The organism is Novosphingobium sp. 550D (assembly GCF_057401885.1).
In genome coordinates, this window is record NZ_CM171613.1 from 3,569,915 (window position 1) to 3,593,530 (window position 23,616).

Annotated in this window: 17 protein-coding genes and 1 pseudogene; 8 read left to right on the forward strand and 10 right to left on the reverse strand. The window is 61.0% G+C overall.

All coding sequences use genetic code 11. The annotated features are described in order from the left end of the window. Window positions 1-70: 70 nt before the first annotated feature. From AC2S2E_RS16945 to pgi, 3 genes and pseudogenes are all read right to left on the reverse strand, one after another. Window positions 71-1,998, reverse strand: a pseudogene (locus AC2S2E_RS16945) (alpha/beta hydrolase family protein). Window positions 1,999-2,039: 41 nt separating this feature from the next. After that, window positions 2,040-4,016: an alpha/beta hydrolase family protein gene (locus AC2S2E_RS16950; RefSeq protein WP_486523158.1), complete on the reverse strand. Its 1,977-nt coding sequence runs from the start codon at window positions 4,014-4,016 to the stop codon at window positions 2,040-2,042. Window positions 4,017-4,173: 157 nt separating this feature from the next. Continuing rightward, on the reverse strand, window positions 4,174-5,703 hold the full coding sequence (gene pgi, locus AC2S2E_RS16955; protein ID WP_476104702.1) for a glucose-6-phosphate isomerase: 1,530 nt from the start codon (window positions 5,701-5,703) through the stop codon (window positions 4,174-4,176). Between the two features lie 242 nt (window positions 5,704-5,945). On the opposite strand from pgi, the gene lepB reads away from it, so the two are divergent. The 4 genes from lepB (at window position 5,946) to AC2S2E_RS16975 (ending at window position 10,199) form a co-directional block, all read left to right on the forward strand. After that, on the forward strand, window positions 5,946-6,794 hold the full coding sequence (gene lepB / locus AC2S2E_RS16960; RefSeq protein WP_476104701.1) for a signal peptidase I: 849 nt from the start codon (window positions 5,946-5,948) through the stop codon (window positions 6,792-6,794). Continuing rightward, window positions 6,749-7,522 (forward strand): ribonuclease III, encoded by a 774-nt coding sequence (gene rnc / locus AC2S2E_RS16965; protein WP_486524642.1) that lies wholly within the window; start codon window positions 6,749-6,751, stop codon window positions 7,520-7,522. The genes lepB and rnc overlap by 46 nt, the downstream gene beginning before the upstream one ends. After that, complete coding sequence (gene era / locus AC2S2E_RS16970; protein WP_486523159.1) at window positions 7,519-8,433, forward strand: GTPase Era; 915 nt, start codon at window positions 7,519-7,521, stop codon at window positions 8,431-8,433. The genes rnc and era overlap by 4 nt, the downstream gene beginning before the upstream one ends. Window positions 8,434-8,615: 182 nt before the next feature. Then, a complete protein-coding gene (locus tag AC2S2E_RS16975; protein ID WP_486523160.1) occupies window positions 8,616-10,199 on the forward strand; it encodes an ArnT family glycosyltransferase in 1,584 nt (527 codons plus the stop codon). Between the two features lie 76 nt (window positions 10,200-10,275). On the opposite strand, the gene topA is transcribed toward AC2S2E_RS16975, so the two are convergent. From topA to plsY, 3 genes are all read right to left on the reverse strand, one after another. Then, the gene (topA, locus tag AC2S2E_RS16980) at window positions 10,276-12,885 is read right to left on the reverse strand and encodes a type I DNA topoisomerase (RefSeq protein WP_486523161.1); all 2,610 of its coding nucleotides are present in this window, start codon (window positions 12,883-12,885) and stop codon (window positions 10,276-10,278) included. Between the two features lie 192 nt (window positions 12,886-13,077). After that, the gene (dprA, locus tag AC2S2E_RS16985) at window positions 13,078-14,259 is read right to left on the reverse strand and encodes a DNA-processing protein DprA (protein ID WP_486523162.1); all 1,182 of its coding nucleotides are present in this window, start codon (window positions 14,257-14,259) and stop codon (window positions 13,078-13,080) included. After that, complete coding sequence (gene plsY / locus AC2S2E_RS16990) at window positions 14,256-14,873, reverse strand: glycerol-3-phosphate 1-O-acyltransferase PlsY (RefSeq protein WP_486523163.1); 618 nt, start codon at window positions 14,871-14,873, stop codon at window positions 14,256-14,258. The genes dprA and plsY overlap by 4 nt, the downstream gene beginning before the upstream one ends. A gap of 144 nt (window positions 14,874-15,017) precedes the next feature. Here plsY and murI point away from each other — a divergent pair, with 144 nt between their 5' ends. Continuing rightward, window positions 15,018-15,833 (forward strand): glutamate racemase, encoded by an 816-nt coding sequence (murI, locus tag AC2S2E_RS16995; RefSeq protein WP_486523164.1) that lies wholly within the window; start codon window positions 15,018-15,020, stop codon window positions 15,831-15,833. Between the two features lie 157 nt (window positions 15,834-15,990). Continuing rightward, window positions 15,991-17,205: a 5-aminolevulinate synthase gene (gene hemA, locus AC2S2E_RS17000; protein ID WP_476104689.1), complete on the forward strand. Its 1,215-nt coding sequence runs from the start codon at window positions 15,991-15,993 to the stop codon at window positions 17,203-17,205. 231 nt (window positions 17,206-17,436) lie between these two features. Here the strand turns inward: hemA and pstB are convergent, their stop codons facing one another. The 4 genes from pstB to pstS are packed head-to-tail and all read right to left on the reverse strand — an operon-like array spanning window position 17,437 to window position 21,096. Continuing rightward, window positions 17,437-18,237, reverse strand: a complete 801-nt coding sequence (gene pstB / locus AC2S2E_RS17005) for a phosphate ABC transporter ATP-binding protein PstB (RefSeq protein ID WP_486524643.1) — start codon at window positions 18,235-18,237, stop codon at window positions 17,437-17,439. Window positions 18,238-18,287: 50 nt separating this feature from the next. Next, window positions 18,288-19,148: a phosphate ABC transporter permease PstA gene (pstA, locus tag AC2S2E_RS17010; RefSeq protein WP_476104688.1), complete on the reverse strand. Its 861-nt coding sequence runs from the start codon at window positions 19,146-19,148 to the stop codon at window positions 18,288-18,290. Then, window positions 19,148-20,086, reverse strand: a complete 939-nt coding sequence (pstC, locus tag AC2S2E_RS17015; RefSeq protein WP_486523165.1) for a phosphate ABC transporter permease subunit PstC — start codon at window positions 20,084-20,086, stop codon at window positions 19,148-19,150. The genes pstA and pstC overlap by 1 nt, the downstream gene beginning before the upstream one ends. Further along, window positions 20,083-21,096, reverse strand: coding sequence for a phosphate ABC transporter substrate-binding protein PstS (gene pstS / locus AC2S2E_RS17020; protein WP_486523166.1), 1,014 nt, complete (start codon window positions 21,094-21,096; stop codon window positions 20,083-20,085). The genes pstC and pstS overlap by 4 nt, the downstream gene beginning before the upstream one ends. Window positions 21,097-21,460: 364 nt before the next feature. On the opposite strand from pstS, the gene AC2S2E_RS17025 reads away from it, so the two are divergent. Further along, window positions 21,461-22,960, forward strand: coding sequence for a hypothetical protein (locus AC2S2E_RS17025; RefSeq protein ID WP_486523167.1), 1,500 nt, complete (start codon window positions 21,461-21,463; stop codon window positions 22,958-22,960). Continuing rightward, on the forward strand, window positions 22,960-23,571 hold the full coding sequence (locus AC2S2E_RS17030) for a nucleotidyltransferase family protein (RefSeq protein WP_486523168.1): 612 nt from the start codon (window positions 22,960-22,962) through the stop codon (window positions 23,569-23,571). Before AC2S2E_RS17025 ends, AC2S2E_RS17030 begins: the two co-directional genes overlap by 1 nt. Window positions 23,572-23,616 lie beyond the last annotated feature (45 nt).

Consider the following 23,616-nt stretch of genomic DNA (forward strand, 5'->3'; position numbering starts at 1 on the left):
AACATATTTCCGCGCCGATATGGGGCCAGAACAAGGCTTTGCCAAGTGACCGTATGCAATGCATACAATATTAATCGGGCGGGTTATATTTGCGCAGAAACGCCTCGGTGGCCTTGAGCAATTCCAGCCGATCCGCCTCACGCGAAAAATTGTGATCGGCCTTGGGCAGGGGCAGGAATTGCACCACCTTGCCCGCGCCCTCCATCTTTGACGCCATATCCGACGATTGCTGAAAATCGACCCGGACATCCTTCTTGCCATGCACAAGCAGCAGCGGCGCCTTGATTCGCGCCACAGCCTTGATCGGCGAAACTGCATTGAAATCAGGCGTCATCTTCTTCCAATCGGCCTGATAGGTCCGGCTGTTGAGATAGGAGCGCATATCATTGACATCGCGCCGAAGATTGGAAACCCCCGCCACGGAAATGCCGCAACGCCACAGATCGGGATCCCGCGCCAGCCCCCACATCGTCGCATAACCGCCATAAGAACCGCCCATCAGGCAAGCCCCATCTGGCCCTCGCCCTTTTTCAGGAAATCCTCGCCATAGCCGTCCGAGCCGCGGAAATTGGGCTGGATCACGCCATAGCCAAGGCTGGCGACAAATTGCGCCCAATAATCAAAATCCAGCGTGTCATGCGCCCAAGGCCCACCATGGGGCATGACCACAAAAGGCAGATCCTTTGCTACACGCCCCTTGGGCAGGGTCAGGATCGCCTCGATTTCCAGCCCGTCGCGCGCCTTGTAACGCACCGCCCGCACGGGGTTGAGCGGCCCATTGCCCAGCCTGTCCATCATATTGGCCAAGGCATGCAATTTGCCCGAGGCATAGTCGAACATGAAAAGCGAGCCCGGAGAATCGGCGCGATCCAACCGCACCAGCAGGCGTTGACGATCATCGCTCATCGACAGGATGCTTGCCCGTCGTTCGCCCACCGCTTTTTGCAAATTCGCCTGCAATTCGGCCAAATCCTTGTCCAGCCACACAATTTCGTCCCGCCCGCCCGAAAGCGACACGCCAATCAACGCCGTCCGGTCAGCATTGGCCAGAACATCGGCAATCGTGCGACCGGGGGGAGCTTCATAAACCTTGGCCACGTCGGCCCCGCTGTTCAGATCGACCTCCCACAAGGAACTGCCATCCTTGGCATTGCGGATGACGATCGCATGATCACCGCCGGGCAGAAAAATTTCCGGCAGCGCCATTGTCTTGCCATCGCCGGGGGATTTGAGCGAATGCATCAAATCCTCTTTTTCGCCGCGATAGAAGGCCCCCGTCAGCCCGATGTCATCGCGATATGCCACCGCCATGCGCAGCCGCCCGGCAGCATCCGCGCGCCAATCGAGCACATATTCAATCCCGCCCTGAACCTTCTGCACCTCACCCGTGGCGACATTGACCCGGAACACCGCAGGCCAGAACAAAGCTTCCCGGCTATTGTCATTGCCGCGAAACCGGTCGACCGTTTCATTGAACATCGATTGCTGGGCCGCCACCAAAATCATCGGCGAACCATCACGCGCCACCCACAGGACATCAGAGGCATTTTGCCCCATCACATTGTGCAAGGGCGTCGTATATTGGCCGGTCAAGCGATTGAATCCGATCAGCCGGGAAAACTTCATGGACGTCCCGTCGCCGGCCTTTGTCGCCTGAGAAAGGCGGGCGACGACATTGTCATTGCCGACCCATTCAATCGCAAAAACGTCGGTCATGTCCGGCATGCCGACACATTGGCGATCCGCCAGCGTGCCGAACAGGCTGATCATGCAAAGCTGTCTTTCGCCCGCAATGCCGAACAATCCCGCCATCCATTCGCCATTGGGCGACAGAACGGGAAAGGTGACAAAGGGCATAGAGGCATAGTCCGCCGCCACAGGAACCTGTGCAACGCGATCAGGCGGAGCAACGCCCTGGGCATGGGCCATGCCAACATGGGTCCAGCACAACGCACTTGAGATACTCAGCGCCAGCAACCGCCGCAATTTAACCTTCATCCGTTCACCCCTTGAAACCGCCCCGATGTCAGCAACGCCCCTTAATCCGCCGGATTATGCTTCTTCAAAAACGCATCCAGCTTGTCATACCAAAGCTTGGCATTGACGCTTTTGGAAAAGCCGTGACCTTCGCCGGGCATGGGATAGAATTCATAATCCTTGCCCGCCGCCTTTAACGCATCGGCCATCAGCGTGGATTGCTTGTACTGCACCAGCTGATCCTTGTCCCCGTGCAGCAGCATCAGCGGCACTTTCAGCTTATCCGCAAACATCAAAGGCGAGATCGTCTTAAGGTCAAAATCCTCCGGCCCCACGACGGTCTTTTTCCATTCGGCCGCCCCGCGCTTCAAATTGGTCATGTCGCTCAACTGGAACTTGAGGCTGCGGGGCATGTCGGAAATACCGGCGAAACTGGCGGCGCAGCGATAGCGCTCCGGGTTGCGGATCGCGCCCCATTGCGCGGCATAGCCGCCATAGGACGACCCCACGATGCAAACCCGCTTGGGATCGATCACCCCATCCTTGGCCAGCCAGTCCATGCCATCGTCAAGGTCATCCTGCATCTTGCGGCCCCATTCACCGCGCCCCTTCTGATAGAAATCATCGCCAAAACTTCTCGACCCGCGATATTGCGGTTGCAACACGGCATAGCCGCGATTGGCCAGAAACTGGACGTCCGTGTCAAAACCCCCTTCGTCGCGCACGCCATATGGGCCGCCATGGGGCAGGATGATCAGCGGCAGCCCCTTTGGATCGCGCCCCACCGGCAGGGTCAGATAGGCCGGAATATCCAGCCCATCACGCGCCTTATAGGTGACATAGCGCGGGGCGGCGAAACTGATCGAACGCAGCTTTTCATTCACCGCCGCCAGCCGATGCATCACCCCTTCGGCCAGTTGATAGTAATAATAGCTGCCCAGATCCGAGGAGGAGCCGACATGGACGATCATCGTTTGACGATCCCGGCTGCGCGTCACCACCCATGCGCGGCGATTGCCGACCGATTTGTCCAAACTGTCCTGTAATTCGGCCAGTTCCTTGTCGAACCAATGCACGCGATATTGATCGTCGGTATAGGACACATCGACCAATTCGCCCTTGTCCTCGCTCAGGTCGAAATCCTCGATATCATTTTTCGCCGATTCAAAGACCAGCTCGCCCCGTTCCCGCTTGGCATAGTCATAGCGATAGAGCGCATCGCGGCCCGTCTTTTCATTTTTCAGGATGCGATAGCCAAGGTCCGTCCCGGACCACAGATGCACCGCGCTCATCTGCGCGTCCTCATCTTCACGGCTTTTGGCGCGAACCACCGTGCGGAACGGCTCCCCGGGCTTGGCGCGATAGAGCATGTCCCATTTGCCCCCATCCTTCATCCGGTATCCGACGCGGACAACGCCGGTGTTGTCAGCATACCAGTCCCACACGCCATCCTGTGACGATTCGACCAGTTTGCGTTTATTGGTCGCGATATCCACGCGCCATATGCTGGGATATTGATAGATCGTGGCCTGATAGGCCATCAGCACGCTCTTACCCTCCGGATCGACCCAGAGGACATCATCGCCCGTCAACCCTTCGGTCGCATCGCCCAGAAAGGTCATCTTTTTCGTGGTGATGTCATAGGCGATCAGCCGCGTCAGCAAGGCTTCGTCATCATACCATGGCACCAGCTTGCCCACGCTGATCAACAGTGTGTTATTGCCCGCCCATCGATACCAGCGCAGGTCCGGATCGCCCTTTTTCTGTCCGATCGGGATCAGGATCGGCGGTTCATTCCTGACCGCAAGGATGGCCAGATTTTCCGCCCCCTTCACATTCATGCGCGCGGCAATATGCAGCCCGTCGGGCGCCAGTTTGGGCGTCGACATAAAGGGCCGTTCGGCCAGAGCATCGGTCGGGATGAGGTCGGGCTTCTTGACCGGATCGGCACTTTGCGCGTGAACATGCCCCGCCGCGCCGCAAAGAATGGCAAGCGCCAGCGCATGGCCGACACCGCGACCGCGCCAATATTTGATCATGAAGCCCCCGCTTTTTCGATAAACCTGTTCAGTCACCCAAACGGATGAAGAATATCCATGAAAAAGCGATCAACTCAATGAAAATTTATACAAAAATCGCGCCATCTCTTTTCAGAAATGGCGCGATTTGGTTCCATCAATTATGGCAAAGTGTCGGTTAAACCAACCCTGCCTCGGCCAGCAGCGCCGTGGTGCTGGCGTCAAATTCGGCCTCGCCCTTGTCAATGGCATTGGCGATCTGCTTGCCCAGTTCGACGCCGAACTGGTCAAACGGGTTGATGCCCAGCAGGACCGCATTGGCAAAAGTGCGATGTTCGTGGAACGCGATCAGCGCGCCAAGGCTGGCGGGCGAGAGGTCATCGACCAGAATCGTCGCCGAAGGACGGTTGCCCGGATAGGCGCGCGACTTGTCATCCGAATCCTTGCCCGCCATCAGCGCGGCGCCCTGCGCAAAGCAGTTCATCAACAGGATGCGGTGATGGGCCGGATCAAGCTGATCGCCCGGCGCGATGCTGGCGATGAAATCCACCGGCACAACGATGGTGCCCTGATGCAGCAACTGGAACACGGCGTGCTGTGCATCCGTGCCCACGCCGCCCCAGGTGATCGGCGCCGAAGGACCATCCAGCGGCGCGCCGTCAAAGGTCACGCTCTTGCCGTTCGATTCCATTTCAAGCTGTTGCAGATAATCGGGCAGCAGCGCGAGGCGTTCGTCATAGGCAAAGCAGGCGCGCGTCTGACAACCGCGCAGGCGGGTGTAGAGCTGATCGGCAAAGGCCGCGCGCAGGGGCAGATTGTCCGCGCCCGACGTATTGGCGAAATGTTCGTCAATCGCGGCCGCACCCGCCAGAAATTCGGCAAATTCCTCAAAACCCAGCGCCAGCGCCACCGGGAAACCGATCGAGGACCACAGCGAATAACGCCCGCCCACGCTTTCCGGGAAAGGCAGGATGCGGGTTTCATCCACGCCCCATTCCACCGCCTTTTCCGGCGCAGCGGTCAACGCAACCACGCGGCCATAGGGGTCATCGACGCCGTTTTCCTTCAGCCAGTTGAGGGCCGACTTGGCATTGGTCATCGTCTCGATGGTGGTAAAGGTCTTGGACGCCACCGCGATCATCGTGGTGGCCGGATCGGCCTTGGCAAAGGCGGCCTCAAGCGCACAACCATCGATATTGGCGACGACATGCACCTCGACCACGCAGCCGTCGCGGGTCAGCGCGTCAATCGCCAGCGCCGGGCCAAGGGCCGAACCGCCAATGCCGATGTGGATCAGATGTTTGACCTCGCCAAACGCGCCTTCATGGATCGCGGCGACCAGCGAAGCCGTGCGCTGATGCAGGGCTTGGGCTTCCTCAACGCTGGTGTCCTTGCCCACGCCGCGCTGGGCGGTGTGTTCGGCGGCGCGGCCTTCGGTGTTGTTGATCTTTTCACCACCGAACAATTGCGCGCGGCGGCCATCGAAATCCTGCGCGGTGGCCAGAGCCTCAAAACCGGCGATCACGGCATCATCAAGGTGCATCTTGGACCAGTCAAAGCGGATGCCGCCCAGCCCTTCGCCCAGTTCGAAACGCGTCGACAATTTGCTGAGGCGATCAGCATCACCAGCGAACAGTTCCGCCAGAGTGGGGCGCGGCAAGCCCGCCAGATGGTCCCAAGCTGCCTTGGCCGATTGGTTGGTGGACATGTTCGCTTCACTCCCGTCTTGCAGATGCGATCAAATATATACGTCATGCCTATGCCCTGCGCATGACAATTGGCCAAGGGTGCAGCGCAGCAATTTTGAATGAATCAGGCCCCCGCATACGTTTTGCATCCATTCCCCTGCCCCAAAGATGCACGGTTCATGCCCTGCTCAGCCAATCCATGGCTTGACGCGGCGCTTCTGGACCAACATGGCAGCACGGCCAGATTCAAGGATAAGCACTGATGAGCCAAGTTGAACCCACCACCAAGCCCGGCGCCAAGCCGGAAAAACAGGAGGAGAACTTTTTCGTTTTCCTTATCAAGCTGGTGGTGATCGTTGCGGTGTTCCGCAGCTTCTTCTTCTCGCCCTTTAACATCCCCAGCGAATCGATGTTGCCGCGTCTGGTTAACGGTGACTATCTGCTGGCCGCCAAATGGCCCTATGGCTATTCGCGCTATTCGATGCCTTTCAGCCTGCCGCTGATCCCGGGCCGCATTCTGGCCACCCAGCCCAAGCGCGGCGATGTGGTGATCTTCAAGGCCCCGCCGACCAATCAGGACGACTGGATCAAGCGCGTGATCGGCCTGCCCGGTGACACGATCCAGATGAAGGGCGGCGTGCTGTACATCAACGGCAATGCCGTGCCCAAGCAAAGGATCGAGGATTTCGAGATCGCCGTCTCGCCCAACACCTCCTGCTATCAGCCGCGCTATGGCATGAATGTGAATTATGAAACGGTGAAGGATGGCAAGACCATCTGCCACTATCCGCAATTTCGCGAAACGCTGCCGTCCGACAATGGCAAGCCGGGCAAGTCCTATAACGTCCTCGATCTGGAGGCCACGCCGCAGGACAACACGATGCCCTATATCGTGCCCGAAGGCGCGCTGTTCCTGATGGGTGATGACCGCGACAATTCGCAGGACAGCCGTTTCCCCGTCGAAGTGGGCGGCATCGGCTATGTGCCCCAAGGCAATCTGGTGGGCCGCGCCACCATCGTGATGTGGTCGACGGACGGATCGGTTTCATGGTACAAGCCTTGGACCTGGCTGACCGCCGCGCGATGGAACCGGATCGGGGGCACCTTTTGACCAAGAGCCTGACACTCAAATCGGTGAACAACCCGGCTCTTTCGGATGCCACACGGGAATTTCTGACCCGCGTGATCGGTGCTGACAATGTCGATGCCCCGGAATGGATCGCGGCGCTGACCCATGGCAGCTTTGCCGCGCAGGCTGCTCCGCGTGGCAAGGGGATCGAGGATTATCAACGGCTCGAATTTCTGGGCGACCGGGTTCTGGGCCTGACCATTGCCGAATGGCTGTATCAAAGCGAGGGCGCGGCCGAGGGCCGCCTCTCGCAGCGCCTGAACGTGCTGGTCAGCCGACAGATGTGCGCGACCGTGGCGCGCGGCATTGGGCTGGGCGAACACATGCGCCTTGGCAAACAGGCGCGCGATGATGGCGGCGCGGACAGCGAAAACATTCTGGGCGACGTGATGGAGGCGCTGATCGGCGCATCCTTTGTCACGCGCGGCTTTGAACCCACACGCGCCCTGATCCGTAGCCTTTGGGCCGAAGCGGTCGGCGGCCATGCAGGACAGGCCAAGCACCCCAAATCCGCGCTTCAGGAATGGGCCGCCGGCAATCGCCGCAAGCCCCCCGAATATCGACTGGTTGACCGTTCAGGTCCCGATCATGCCGCCCGCTTTACCGTCGCCGTGGCGGTCAAGGGTGTGGGCGAGGTCGAAGCCGTCGCCAACAGCAAACAGGAGGCCGAAACCCAGGCGGCCGCCGCATTTTTAAGGCAATATGGATGAGTGATGTAGTCGAATCTTGCGGTCTGGTGGCCGTGCTGGGCGCCCCCAATGCGGGCAAGTCCACGCTGGTCAACGCGCTGGTCGGGCAAAAGGTGGCGATTGTCTCGCAAAAGGCGCAGACGACCCGCGCCCGCCTGATGGGCATCGCGCTGGAACAGTCGGACAAGCATAATACGCAGATCATCCTTGCCGACACGCCGGGTATTTTCACCCCTCGCCGCCGTCTGGACCGCGCGATGGTTGCCGCCGCATGGGAAGGCGCGTCCGAAGCCGACGCCATCCTTTTGGTGGTCGATGCCGCGAAAAAGAACCGTCAGGGTTTGGAGGAAATCCTCGAATCGCTGAAGGGTCGCCCGGAACGCAAGCTGCTCGCGCTCAACAAGGTGGACCTGTGCCCCAAGGAACCGCTGCTGGTTCTGGCGCAGGAATTGACGCAGGCGGTGGATTTTGCCGAAGTCTTCTTCATCTCTGCCTCGACCGGCGATGGCGTGGCGCAATTGAAGGCCCGCCTTGCCGATCTGATGCCCGAAGGCCCGTGGAATTTCCCCGAAGATCAGGTGTCGGACGCATCGGAACGGTTGATGGCCGCCGAAATCACCCGCGAACAGCTTTACCGTCAGTTGCATGACGAATTGCCCTATGACAGCACGGTTCGTCCGGAAAGCTACAAGGTTCGCCGCGACGGCAGTGTCGAGATCCGTCAGCAGATCGTAATTGCGCGTGACAGCCAAAAGGCCATCGTGCTGGGCAAGCGCGGCGCCCGCCTCAAGGCGATTGGCGAAGCGGCGCGGGCGGAGTTGGCCGAACTGCTGGGCGTGAAGGTACACCTGTTCCTGCACGTCAAGATTGATGAAAACTGGGCGGACGCCAAGGAAATCTATGAAGAGATCGGCCTGGAATGGGTACGTTAATGTGCGGCGCTGATCTTTTGTAAGTCTCATGTACAAAGTTTGTGGCAAATCGCGCAAAAGCTGCGAAAAGCTGTAAAATGCTGTTTGGGTAGTGAATTGGACATCGGGGGTTGGTCGCCTGACCGCAGTGCAGATGGGGGTCTGTGCGGTTACGAATGGCGATCAGGCGGACGGAGTGTTTGATGGTCGAATATATCGCAGAACTTCCGGCGCGGCTGCGGGGTGCAGCCGGGTCGGAAGCTCCCAATGCCGGCTCGCCCTTTCAGGGGGCGGCGGGGCGGATCAATCGATCCGGTCTGGGAGCGGTGCGCGCAATCAACCTGCTGATGATGGGCTTTGCCTATCTGGCGGTGGGTTTGTTGATCCGCGGCGCCACGTTGGGCTTTCCTGTTATCCATATTGACGAGCAGTTCTATCTGCTGGTGGGCGACCGCATGCTGCATGGCGCGGTGCCCTTTGTCGATATCTGGGACCGCAAGCCGATTGGGCTGTTCATCCTGTATGCGGCGATCCGCCTGCTGGGTGGCGATGGCATCCTGCAATATCAACTGGTTGCGCTGGCCTGTGTCGCGGGAACCTCACTGGTCATCTATCGTATGGCGCGTGAAATCGCCTCGCCGATGGGGGCTTTCTGGGCCGGCGTTGCCTATCAATTGTATCTCTCGGCCTTTTTCTGCTTTGGCGGACAGGCTCCGGTTTTCTACAATCTGCTGATGGCTCTGGCCGGGCTTGGCATGATGCGGGTGTGGACCGCACAAAACAGCGATCGCCTGTTTGTGCATGGTCTGGCCATCATGGGCGTGGTCGGCATTTCGCTTCAGATCAAATATACGGTCGTGTTCGAAGGCGTTGCTTTTGGCCTGATGCTGATGGTCCGTGCGCGCCAACTGGGCTGGTCGCATGGCAAGATTTTGGCGGCGGCAACCGGCTGGGCGGGCATCGCGCTGGCGCCGACGCTGGCGGCATGGGCGGTCTATATCGCCATGGGCCACGGCATGGAATTTGCGCAGGCCAACTTCCTTTCGATCTTTGGCCGGCACGAGGATTTCGACGGATCGCTGTTCCGCCTGTTCAAGGAAACGATGGCGCTGATTCCGGTGTGGCTGGCCATTTTCTGGGCGCCGCGAAAGGTTCCCGCACTGCGCTTTCTGTCGCGCCCGGCCTACGGCTTTTTGCGGATCTGGGCCTTTGTCGCGGTGGCAGGCTTTTTGATCTTTGGCACGTGGTATGACCATTATGTTGCGCCGCTGCTGGTGCCGCTGATGGCGCTGGCGGCCCCTGCTCTGGGTCGCGGTCGTCCGCTGCGCTGGCTGACGCATTTCATGATCGGCTTTGGCATTCTGGCCGCCGCCGTGGTGACGATTTACAACACTCGCCACCATGGCACCAGCGAGCAGGTCGAAGAAGCCGCCGACATGATCCGTCGCGCCGCCGCCACGCCGACCGGACAGGGCTGCGCCTATATCAACGAGGGTGATCCCATCCTCTATCACATGACCAACACGTGCTTTGTCACGCGCTATGTCTTCCCCAACCATCTTAACGGCATGGTCGATGCCAATGCCTTGGGCGTGGATGCCGCACAGGAAATCGAGGCCACAATGCGCCGCCATCCCCAGGTTGTGGTGATGGCCGCAGAGCCTTCATCGTTGCCGGTCAATTGGAAAAACCGCAATCTGATGTTCCACCACCTTAATCAGGATTACCAGTTATTCGGCCTCGCCAAGGTAGGCTGGCGCGATCTGCTGGTCTATCGCCGGAAATAGGTTTGGCATTGAGCCATAAGAAAAGGGCCGCGTCGGAATTGTCCGGCGCGGCCCTTTCTTTTCGTGAATGCTGCGATCAGGCTTTTTCAGCCGCCTTTTTGGGCGCAGCCTTTTTCGCGGCAGGCTTTTTGGCAGGTGCCTTCTTGGCCGGAGCCTTCTCACCATCATCCTTTTTGGCGGCGGCCTTCTTGGGCGCGGCCTTTTTCGCGGGCGCCTTTTTCTTGCCCTTGGCCGGACCCTTGGCCGCCTTTTCGTCGATCAGGACGATCGCCTGCTCCAGCGTCAGGCTGTCCTGCTCGACCGCCTTGGGCAGCGTGGCATTGGTCGTCCCATCGGTCACATAGGCGCCGTAGCGCCCCGCCAGAAGCTTGATCTCGCCGCCGGTGGTGGGATGGGTGCCAAAGACCTTCAACGGCTCTGCAGGGGCGCTGCGGCTGCGTCCGCCGCCTGCCGCTGCCTCGGCCAGTTTGGTCACGGCTAGGTTCATGCCCGTTTCGAACACTTCGGCCGTGCTGCGCAGGCGCGCATATTTGCCGCTATGCGCCAGATAGGGACCATAGCGCCCAATGCTGGCGGTGATCGGCTCACCGCTTTCCGGATGCGGTCCGATGGTGCGCGGCAGGGACAGAAGCTTGACCGCCCAGTCCAGCGTCATCTCGCCAATATCTTTGGGTATGGACGCCATCTTGCGCGTCTCGCCCTCGCCCATCTGGATATAGGGGCCAAAACGACCCGCCTTGCGCATGATAGGCTCGCCCGTTTCCGGGTGCTTGCCTAATTCGCCTTCTTCACCTGCATCAGCGCTGCCGCCTGCCTGACCGAACTTGCGGGTGAATTTGCACTCCGGATAGTTCGAGCAGGCGACGAAAGCGCCATATTTGCCGCCACGCAACGACAGGCGCCCCGCCTCGCATTGCGGGCATTTGCGCGGATCGCTGCCGTCTTCCTTGGGCGGGAAGAGATAATCGGAGAGGAATTCATCCAGCGCCTCGGTCACTTCCGAAGGCTTCTTCTCCATCACCTCGTCGGACTTGGGCTTGAAATCCTTCCAGAACGCTTCGAGCACCGTGCGCCATTGCGCCCGCCCGCCCGAAACATCGTCCAGTTCATCCTCCATGCCCGCCGTAAATTCATAGGCGACATAGCGGTCAAAGAAGCGTTCAAGGAAGGATGTGAGCAGACGCCCGGTTTCCTCGGCAAAAAAGCGGTTCTTTTCGGTGCGCACATAGGCGCGGTCTTTGAGCACCTGCAACGTGGCCGCATAGGTCGAAGGACGCCCGATGCCCAATTCCTCCAGACGCTTGACCAGCGAAGCTTCGGAATAGCGCGGCGGCGGCTGGGTGAAATGCTGGGTCGCGTCCACGCCTTGTTTCAAAGGCATATCGCCCTTGTTCATCAGCGGCAGCAGGTTTGCATCATCATCGTCGTCGGTCTTGTTATCGCGGCTCTCGTCATAGACCGCCATAAAGCCGGGGAATTTCACGACCTGACCCGTGGCACGCAATTCGTGCATCCCCGTGCCGTCGCGCATGGTAACGGTGGTGCGCTCCAGCGCGGCGCTCGCCATCTGGCTGGCCAAGGCGCGTTTCCAGATCAGGTCATAGAGGCGCGCCTCATCGCCGCTGCCATAGGTGTCGCGGCTGAACTCGGTCGGGCGGATGGCTTCGTGGGCCTCCTGCGCGTTCTTGGCCTTGGTCTCGTAATGGCGCGGCTTTTCGGGGCAGAAATGGCCGGAGAAGCGCTCGGTAATCTCGCGGCGGGCGGCGGAAATGGCGCTGGGGTCCATCTGGACGCCGTCGGTACGCATATAGGTGATCGCGCCCGCCTCATACAGGGTTTGCGCCACGCGCATCGTATGGCTGGCCGAAAAGCCCAGCTTGCGCGCGGCTTCCTGTTGCAGGGTCGATGTGGTGAAAGGCGGATAGGGATTGCGGCGGACGGGTTTGGTTTCCACCTCCTCCACGCGGAAGGCGCCCGCCTCGACCGCAGCCTTCGCACGCTCGGCAGTGCCCGCATCGCCAAGGCTCAGTTTCTCAAGCTTCTTTCCTTCGAACTTGACCAAACGCGCCGGGAATTGCGAGCCATCATGCAGCATCCGTGCCACGACCTGCCAATATTCCTCAGGCTTGAACAGTTCGATCTCGCGCTCACGCTGAACGATCAGGCGCAAGGCCACCGATTGCACACGGCCCGCCGATTTCGCGCCCGGCAATTTGCGCCACAACACCGGCGAGAGCGTAAAGCCGAACAGATAGTCCAGCGCGCGCCGCGCCAGATAGGCATCGATCAGATCCTGATCCAGCTCTCGCGGATGCTTCATCGCCGTGGTGACGGCATCCTTGGTGATCGCGTTGAACGTGACGCGCTCGACCTCCTTGGGCAATGCGCGCCTCTTGGCCAGCAGTTCCTTCACATGCCACGAAATCGCCTCCCCTTCGCGATCAGGGTCAGTCGCGAGGATCAGTCGGTCGGCCTGTTTGGCAAGTTCGGCGATTTCACGGACGCGGGCCTGCTTGTCGCCATACAGCTCCCAATCCATCGCGAAATCTTCATCGGGACGCACCGACCCATCCTTGGGCGGCAAATCGCGGATATGGCCATAGGACGCCAACACGCGATAATCCTTGCCGAGATACTTCTCGATGGTTTTCGCCTTGGCCGGGGATTCGACAATAACAAGCTGCATGAGTTCTCTTGTACTATCCGTATCGGCCGCGAGGGCCAAAAAGAAACAAAGCCGTGGATGCGGCCATGCCCCCAATTGAAAGACTTGTGAAGACCGCCTGTCCCAAGGGTCACCCTTATGACCGCACAGCCCCTCACGTATACGCGCGAGGTTGGCGGCTACCGCGCCCCTCCGTCAAGGGGGCAGCAGGTTTCATACCGCGCGGCTGATCCGCGCCCCGGCATGACGGATGATGGCACCGGCCAATTCCAGTTCAATCAGAGCCATTTGCACCGCGCCCGCATCCATGCCGGATTGGCGGATCATTTCATCCACGCTGACCGGGGCCAGGCCGATAAGGGCAAGCAGGCGTTCATTGGCCTGCGCACTGCCATCTTCATCGCTGTCGGGGCCGATCCGCAAATCATCCCCCCCGAAATCGGGCAGGATATTGCCGTCATCCTCATGGAAATGCGAACGGGGCACGCCGTCGAAACTGGCGATCAGTTCGATGATATCCTCGGCCCGCTGGATCAGCACCGCGCCTTCGCGGATCATTTCGTTGCATCCATGGCTACGCGGGTCGAGCGGCGATCCGGGAACCGCCATCACCTCGCGCCCATAATCCCCGGCCAGACGCGCGGTGATCAGCGAACCGGATTTGAACGCCGCCTCAACCACGACTGTGCCCGCGCACATGCCGGCGATGATGCGGTTGCGCGCCGGGAAATGGCGCTGGATCGGTTCGACACCGGGCTGCACCTCGGTCAGGAGCATGCCTTCTTCGGCAATCCGGTTTTGCAGGGCGACATGTTCGGGCGGATAGGCGACATCAATCCCGCCCGCGATGACGGCAATCGTGCTGGCGCTGCCATAGGCCTCGCCGCGCCCGGCCAGCGCGCCTTCATGCGCGGCGGCATCGATGCCGCGCGCAAGGCCCGACACCACCGGATAGCCCGCCTCGGCCAGAGCGCCCGCCATTTCACGGGCCAGACGCATGGCCGCCGCGCTGGCATTGCGCGCGCCCACCATGGCGACGGGCGCGGCGCGGGACAGGTCGGCCCGCCCACGCGCAATCAGCAAGGGCGGCGCGGAATCGACCTGTCGCAACAACGCGGGATAATCGGGCGAATCGTGAAAGATATAGCGCGCACCAGCGGCCCGGACAGCGGCGATTTCCGCCTCGACCACACCATGTTCGATGGCGCGATAGGCCGAACGCCCCTTGCCCCCGCCCCTTGCTGCCAGATCGGGCAGGGCGTCTATCGCCGAGCGCGCATCGCCAAACCGGCGCAGCAACTGGGCAAAGGTGACCGGGCCAATGTTTGGCGACCGGATCAGGCGAATCCGCGCCAGCCCTTCATCACGCGACAGACCCGGTGCTTGACCGCTCATCCCTTTTTCGCGCCCACTTTCGGTTCGGTCCCGGCGCGCAGGCGGGCGATGTTCTCACGGTGTTGATACAGCACCAGCGCGGCCAGCGCCGCCAGCACCGGCACCATATTCGCATGGCCCAATGCCAGCGCCCCCAGCGGGGCCGCCACGCCCGCGCTCATCCCGCCGACGCTGGAAATGCGCGAGAGTTTGAACATGCCAACCCATGCCAGAAGGCAAATCAGCCCCACCGGCCAGGCCAGCCCCAAGGCCACGCCCAGCATGGTGGCCACCCCCTTGCCGCCCTTGAATTTCAACCAGACCGGGAAGCAATGGCCCACCATCGCCCCCGCTCCGCCCGCCAGCGCCAGCCACTGCGCCCCGCTGGCCCCATCGGCAAACGTACCCGAGGGCAGATGCGCGGCCAGCAGGACCGCCGCCGCGCCCTTGCCCCCGTCGAGCAAAAGCGTGGCCGCCGCCAGACCTTTACGCCCGGTGCGCAGCACATTGGTCGCCCCGATATTGCCCGAACCGATCGAGCGCAGATCACCGGCCCCAAAGGCCCGCGTCAACAACAGCCCGAAAGGAACCGAACCCAGCGCATAGCCCAGCACCGAGGCCACCATCAAAGACATTGCATTCACCCTTTTATGCGCCGCCATCTTTAAGGTCGCCCATGCAACATAGCGGCGCGCCAACCCTCCTTTAGTCGCAGCGGCGGCTTTGTCGAACCCCCTTCTCTTTCCTTTTTGCCGCAATCGTTTCAAAGAGGCTTTGTCATGGCCTCGACTCTCCCCCCCGGCATTACCCCGGATAGCCCGATATTGCTGTTTGATTCCGGCGTTGGCGGGTTGACCGTACTGGACGCGCTGCGCCGTCATGTGCCCGATGCGCCGGTGATCTATGTCGCGGACAATGCGGGCCTGCCCTATGGCACAAAGACCGAGGCGCAGATTGCCGCGCGCGTGTCGGGCCTGTTGGGCCGGATGACCGAACGCTTGCGCCCGCGCCTTGTCTGCATTGCCTGCAACACGGCCAGCACGATTGCCCTGGCCAGCGTGCGCGAAGTGCTGGAGGTGCCGATTGTCGGAACCGTGCCCGCGATCAAGCCCGCCGCCGCCATGACCCAGACCGGCGTGATCGGTTTGCTGGGCACGCAGGCGACGATCCGGCAGGCCTATGTCGATCGGTTGGAACATGAATTTGCCGCCGACAAATTGCTGCTGCGCCACGGCGCGCCCGAACTGGTCGAAGCCGCCGAGGCGAAATTGCGCGGGCAACCCGTCGATTCCCGGCTGATTGCGCGCGCCGTCGGTGGATTGCGCGATCAACCGGGCGGCGACAGGATCGATACGGTGGTGCTGGCCTGTACCCATTTTCCGTTGCTGACGCAGGAATTGGGCGCGTTTTTCGGCCCGGATGTGCGCTATATCGACGGCGCCGACGGCATCGCGCGGCGCATACGCTTTTTGACGCAAGGTCAGGAATTCAGACGCAATTCACCCGATCTGGCGCTATTCACCACCGGCAATGGAATCGAAGGGTTGGAGCCTGCACTGACCCAGCGCGGATTGATGCGGGTGGACTTGTTTTGATCGCCTAAGTGATCACCCTGCGGGAAAGACGAATACTACTTTTGGACAGAATGCCCTATCACAGTGTTTGACTCTGGTCATTTTATGCATCCCCTCATATGTTCTATCGGGGGAGAGCCGGAAGCCGGATCAACGGTGCCGTTCAGGATAAGAGCCAGTGAACTACGACCAGATTTTCGACGCAGCCATCGACCGCCTGCATTCCGAAGGGCGGTATCGCGTGTTTATCGACATCCTGCGTAACAAGGGCGCCTATCCCAACGCGCGCTGTTTTGCCGGGCATAACGGGCCGAAACCGATCACGGTGTGGTGCAGCAACGACTATCTGGCGATGGGGCAACACCCCAAGGTGATCGCCGCGATGGAAGAAGCGCTGCACGACGTGGGCGCAGGTTCGGGCGGAACGCGCAACATCGGCGGTAACACGCATTACCATATCCAGCTAGAAGAAGAGTTGGCCGACCTGCATGGCAAGGAAGGCGCGCTGCTCTTTACCTCGGGTTATGTGTCGAATGATGCGACGCTCTCGACGCTGGCCAAGATCCTGCCGGGATGTGTGATCTTTTCCGACGAATTGAACCATGCCAGCATGATTGCCGGCATCCGCAATTCGGGCGCGGAAAAGAAGGTGTTCCGCCACAATGACCTTGAACATCTTGAGGAATTGCTGGCCGAAACCGATCCCGCCCTGCCCAAGTTGATTGCGTTTGAAAGCGTCTACTCGATGGATGGCGACATTTCGCCGATCCATGAAATCTGCGATCTGGCGGAAAAGTACAGCGCGCTGACCTATATCGACGAGGTTCACGCCGTGGGCATGTACGGCCCGCGCGGCGGCGGCATCACCGACCGCGACAATGCCGCCCACCGCATCGACATTATCGAAGGCACGCTGGGCAAGGCTTTCGGCGTGATGGGCGGCTATATCGCGGCGGACAAGCGTATCATCGACGTGATCCGCTCTTATGCGCCCGGCTTCATCTTCACCACTTCGCTCTCGCCGGTGCTGGTGGCGGGCGTGCTGGCCTCGGTGCGCCATCTCAAGGCTTCCTGTGTTGAGCGCGATGGCCAGCAGGCCGCCGCCGCATCGCTGAAAGCGATGATGCGCGAGGCCGGGCTGCCGGTGATGAATTCCACCACGCATATCGTTCCGCTGATGGTGGGTGATCCGGTCAAGGCCAAGAAGATCAGCGACATCCTCCTTGCCGAATATGGCGTCTATGTGCAGCCGATCAATTTCCCCACCGTACCGCGTGGGACGGAACGCCTGCGCTTTACGCCGGGGCCGCAGCATACCGAGGCCATGATGCGCGATCTGACGCGGGCATTGGTGGAAATCTGGGACCGGCTGGAGTTGAAGCTGGCGGCTTGATTTTTAGGTTTTGCCTCCGGCGGGCAAAGGGTCTCGACCCTTTGCAATCCCGGTAATGGGGTTGGCAGGGCAGTGAAGGGAGTTTGAAAGCCTGCGGTGCGGAGAGCTTAAGCTTTAAAGCGCTGCAGGCTTTTATATGTCAACGCCGCGTCCGACACTCATTCGCCGAACCCTATGCGCAACGCAGACAGTAACGGGAGCGCGAGGGTCTAGACCCTCGCATCTTTCACCTCACCCATACCTTCCCGTCACATAATCCCGCATCGCCGCCGTCACGGGCTTCACAAAAGCCTCGCCCGAAGGCCGGAATTCGACCATTTTGCCCATCAGCATAAATCCGGTGTAATCGGAAATCCGCGCCGCCTGCTGCAGGTTATGCGTGACGATGACAATGGTGAAGCTCTGCTTGAGTTCGATCAGCGCCGTCTCCAGCTTGGCCGTGGACAAAGGATCAAGCGCCGAAGCGGGCTCGTCCAGCAGCAGCACTTCCGGCTCCACCGCGATCCCGCGCGCGACGCAAAGCCGCTGCTGCTGACCGCCCGACAGGCTGAGGCCCGATTTGTCCAGCTTGTCCTTGACCTCGTCCCACAGCGCGGCGCGGGTCAGCGAGGTTTCGACGATCTCATCCATCTGCGCGCGCGACACATTGCGGTGCAGGCGCACGCCAAAAGCGATGTTTTCATAGATCGACATCGGGAACGGCGTGGGCCGCTGAAACACCATGCCGATGCGCGCGCGCAGCCGGGCATTATCGCCATGAATCGGCGCGCCCGATGCGGGGGGCGCATCGGGCACCGCTTCACCGCCCAACAGGTTCTCGCCGTTGAACAGGATCTGTCCTTCTGCCCGCTGGCCGGGATAGAGGTCATAGATCTTGTTCAGCGTTCGCAGCAGCGTCGATTTGCCGCAGCCCGAAGGCCCGATCAACGCCGTCACCTTGTTGCGCGCCACGGGCAAATCGACCCCGAACAACGCCTGATGCTTGCCGTAAAAGAAATCCAGACCGCGCACGTCCAGAACCCGCTGCTCCATCGGCGGGGGCACGATCACGCTGGCGCTGTCGGCCTGTTTGGCGTCGAAATTCACGAATTGTGGCTCCCCCGCGTCAAGGCGCGTCCGATGATATTGGCGGCAAGAACGGTGATCGCGATCAACAGCGCCCCCACCCATGCCAGCGCGCGCCAGTCGTCAAAAGCCGACAGCGCGAATTGATAAATCGTCGTGGGCAAGGCGCCCATCGGCTGGGTCAGGGCAAAGGACAGATCGGGGTTGCCCAAAGATGTGAAAAGCAGCGGCGCCGTCTCCCCCGAAATACGCGCAAAGCCCAGCAAAGCGCCCGTCACCAGACCGGGGCGCGATGCGCGCCAGATGATCGCGCGGATGACATAGCTCTTGCCCGCGCCGATCGCCATGCCTGCCTCGCGCAACTGGTTCGATTGCAGGCGCAGGATGTCCTCGGTCGTGCGCGTCACCACCGGCGTCGCGACAAAGGCCAGCGCCACCGCGCCCGCCCCGGCCGAAAACCCGTGCAGCGGCCGCACCAGCAATTCATAGACAAACAGACCAATCAGGATCGAAGGCGCGGAGAGCAGCACGTCGTTCAAAAACCGTACCACTTCGGCCAGCTTCTTGCCCTCGCCATATTCGGCCAGCCATGTGCCGGCCAGAATGCCGATGACCACGGCAATGACCATGCCAATCAGGCACATTTCGACCGACCCCAGAATGGCATTACGTAGCCCCCCCGGCGCTTCGGGCGGCGGTTGATCCATCGTGAAAATGTCCAGATTGATGCCGCCCAGCCCGTTGACCACCAGCGACCACAGGATCAGCAACAGCGCGATCACCGCAACGCCGGTTGCCGCCATGGTCAGGCCGACAAAGGCATAATTGACCATTTTGCGCCGCGCATGGCGGTCGAAAAGGCGCCTCTCGATCCGCATCACGCCTTCTCCTGACCAATCAACATGCGCGCACCGACCAGCGCGGCAAAGGTGATGACAAACAGCACCAGCCCCAGCGCCATCAGCGCCGAGACGTGCAGGTCGCTGCTGGCTTCGGCAAATTCATTGGCGATGGTCGATGCAATGGTCGAACCGCTGGCAAACAGGCTGCGCGGGAATTCGTGGCTGTTGCCGATGATAAAGGTCACCGCCATCGTCTCACCCAGCGCGCGCCCCAGCCCCAGCATCACCGCGCCAATCGCGCTGCGCCGAATATAGGGCAGCATGATCCGGCTCACGACCTCATAGGGGGTGCAGCCCATGCCATAGGCCGCCTCGCGCACATGGGTCGGCACGGAGAGCAGCAGTTCGCGCAAAACCGTCGCGATATAGGGCAAGACCATGATTGCCAGGATCATCGCGGCGGTAAAAATATTGGCCCCATTGGGGATGCCTTCGAACAGATGGCCCCAGAAACTGTCGGGATCGACGATATAGAACAGCGGCAATTGCACATGCAGCGCAAACCACGGCGCCAACACGAACAGGCCCCACATGCCGTAAACGATCGAGGGAATGCCCGCCAAAAGCTCGACCGCCATGCCGACATATTTGGCCAATCCCGCCGGACAGAATTCAACCAGAAAGACCGCAATCCCTACCGCCAGCGGCAGCGCCATCACCATGGCCAGCCCGGCGGTCACCAGCGTCCCGACAATCGGCCCGGCGGCACCATAATCCTCGGCCACGGGGTCCCATGCGGCAGAGATGAAAAACTTCGGCCCGAAATGCGCCAGCGCCGGCCAGCCCCCGATCACCAAAGCGATCAACAAGCCCGCCAGCGTCGCCATCAACACCATGGCCGCGGAAAAACACAGCGCCTGAAAGAAAGCATCCTGACGCGCCGCGCGCGAAAGGCCGGTCGTTTGCCTCGTCATTTGCCGCCCCCGATGGCGCGCCATTGCTGTCGCACCATGGATTTTAGCGACGCGGGCAAGGCCACATAGGACAGGCGCGTTGCCGTTGCGTCACCATGGCCAAAGGCCCAGTCAAAGAAGCGCAACACCGCCCGCGCCTTTTCCGGGCGCTCCTGTTCACGATGCATCAGAATGAAGGTCGCGCCCGAAATCGGCCATGCCTGCGCGCCGGGTTGGTTGACCAGCAAGACGTAATTTCCCGAAGCCCGCCCCCATGGCGCAGCGGTGGCCGCAGCGGCAAAGCTGTTCAGCGTCGGCGCGGGGAATTGGCCCGCCGCGTTCTGAAGCAGCGCGTAGCTGACCTTACCCTTGCGCGCGTAAATATATTCGACATAGCCCAGCGCGCCATAAGTCTGACGCACAAAGGCCGCCACGCCATCATTGCCCTTGCCCCCGATCCCGGCGGGCCATTTGACCGCATCACTGGCCCCCACCATACGCGCCCAATTGGGCGAGGTCTGGGCCAAATAGGTGGTGAACAGAAATGTCGTGCCCGAACCGTCCGCACGATGCACCACCGTAATCGGGAAAGGCGGCAGTTTCAGACCCGGATTGACCGCGGCAAGGCGCGGATCGTTCCAGCGCTTGATCCGCCCCAAAAAGATTTCGCCCAGCAATGGCCCCGTCAACCGCAATTGCCCCGGCCCGATGCCCGGCAAATTGAACACCGGCACCACGCCACCAATCGCGGCGGGGAATTGCACCAAACCGCTGCGCGCCAATTCCTCGGGCTTGAGCGGTTTGTCCGTCGCGCCGAAATCGACCGTATGGGCAATGACTTGCCGCACACCGCCGCCGGACCCAATCGATTGATAATTCAACCGATCGCCGCTGGTTGCGGCATATTCCCGGGCCCAAGCCTGATAGAGCGAGGCAGGAAAGCTGGCCCCCGCGCCGGTGAACGATTCGGACCGAGCGGGCGAAATCATCGCCAGCCCAAGGCCGAACGCCAGCACGGTTTTGCGGAACATGGGCGATTCTCCACCAACGGGCACAGGTTCGCCCACATGGGGCGCTAAACGGTCCATATGACAGCTTTGTGACAATATCCAAGCCCCGGCACTTTCGCGCAATTTTGCCCAAAACCGCGAAAAATGCCGATCCGCCCATCGATTGTGCCGGCATCATACCGACACATTGTCACATAAACGTCATTTTCAAACCATCCCTCGCCTGTCGCGCCCCATTTCTTGAATATGCGGCCAAAATCTATCTATCCTGATGCACGGGGCGCTCCTAAACTGATGCGATCAATCCATGGCGCCGAACCAATCTGATCGGCCAGGGTTTCAGGATCACTGCTGCTCCCCCCGCGCAGCTTCGAGGAATGTTTCAATGAATGTGTTCAAGCCCTTTGCTCTGGCCCTGCTGGCATCGAGCGCCATGGCGCCCGGTGTCGTCCAAGCCGGAACAAAGGCCCCCAGCGCAGCCACCCCATCCCTTCAGGCCCAGTTGCAACAGGCACAGGCGCAAATGGCGCGCATGCAGGCCCAGATCGACGCGCTGGAAAAGAAGCTGACCGCAATGACCGGCGGGAACGCAGGCGCTCCGCAAATGGCCGCCGCCGCGCCCGATGCTGCGCAATCGCCCCCAACGCTGGCTGCGACCGCCCAGACTGCGCAACAGGCGCAAGACACAGCCACGCAGGCCTTGGCCAGCGCGGAAAAGGCCAATGGCGCGATTGCCGTCACCCAGCGTGCCGTGGCGGCCACCAAATGGGCCGCCAACACCAGCGTTTCGGGCGAAATATTCCTGAACCTGTCCAATATCACCCAACACACCGGCGGCGGCAACAATCCCGCCAGCGGTCAGGGCGTCAATCTGAAACGTGCCTTTTTGGGCATTGACCACCGGTTCAGCAACAAGGTTTCGGCGGCCATCCTGCTCGACGCGGACAACGTGACCGGACAGCCCAGCACGGTGAACCCGAATTCTTCGGCCACGCAATTGGTGGGCAAGGGCCTGTATATCCGCAACGCCTATGGCGAGGTAAAGCTCCACCCGGCGCTGACCATTCGATTGGGCGCGGCGGACATGCCGTGGATCGCCTATGCCGAAAAGGCCGAGAATGAGCGCCATGTCGAACGCTCGATGCTGGAGCGTCTTGGCTATGGCAATCCGGCCGATTGGGGCGTGCATCTTCTGGGCGACTTTATCCGCAAGGATGACGCCAGCCTGTCCTATGCCATTTCGGTGGTCAACGGCAGCGGTTACCGGCAAGCCCGCGTCACCAAATCCATCGATGTCGAGGCGCGCTTTTCGGGCACATGGCATGGGTTCTATGGCGCGGTGGGCGGCTATTATGGCAAGCGCGGCAATGACATCGAATCGATCACCGGCACCACCGCCACCTCTTTCCGCACCGCCACACGCGGCAACGTGATGGCCGGATACAAAAGCTCGGTCATCGGATTTGGGGGCGAGTTCTTCTATGCCCGCAACTGGAACAATGTCGGCGTCAACCCTGCGCTGTTCGCCCTGTCGGAAGACACCGCAATGGGCTGGTCGGGCTTTGCCCATTACAATCTGTCGCGTCAGTGGCGCGCCTTTGCCCGCTATGACCATATCAAGCCCAACCGTGACACCGTTCCGGGGCTGAAGGATGATCTGTTGATGGGCGGCTTACAGTTCTCGCCGCTCAAATTCGTCGATCTGGCGCTGGTCTATAAGCGCGAGACGGTCAATGGCGGTTCGGTGGCCACCAGCAATGGCGTCATCGGGTGCAGCACGATTGCATCGCCCAATGCCTTTAGCACGGCGGCCAGCCTTGCCGCCATGTGCCGCGGCAATGGCACCTATGACGAAGTGGGGCTGTTCACCGCGATCCGTTTCTGATGCGGCTGGAGGTCGTGCTTCTGGCCGCGGGATGGTCGCGGCGGATGGAGGGGGCAGATAAGCGCCTCTTGCCATGGCGCGGCCAACCGATGGTGCGCCATGCCGCCTCGCTCTATTGCGAACTGGGCCTGCCCGTGGTGGTGGTGGGCCGGGCTCAGGATGAGGGTTTGGCGCAGGCGATGAAAGGTCTGGACGTCACGCTGGTCGCCAATCCTGACGGGCAGAGCGAGCAAGGCGCGTCGGCGCGGGTCGGGCTGGCGGCATGTCGGCGCGATGGTGATGGCGTGATGATTGCGCTGGCCGATCAGCCATTGCTGACGGGCGCGGATATTGCCGCCCTGATCGACCGATTTGCCGCGCATGCCGACAATATCATCATCCCGCGCCATGACGGTGCGCGCGGGCATCCGTTGATCATGCCAGGCGATCTGGCGCGCGGCCTGTATGACGCAGCCACCGACATCGCGCCCAAAGCCTGGATCGAGAGCCATAAGGCGCGGATTTATTGGCATGATGTGGAACATAGCCGCTATACAAGCGATATAGATACACCACGCGACAGGGATCGGCTGTTGCGTGACCACGACTCATCTGACGCCCCCATCAACTGACGGTTGATTCATGTTTGGGAATCGCTAGCCTGCCCCCGGCCCGTC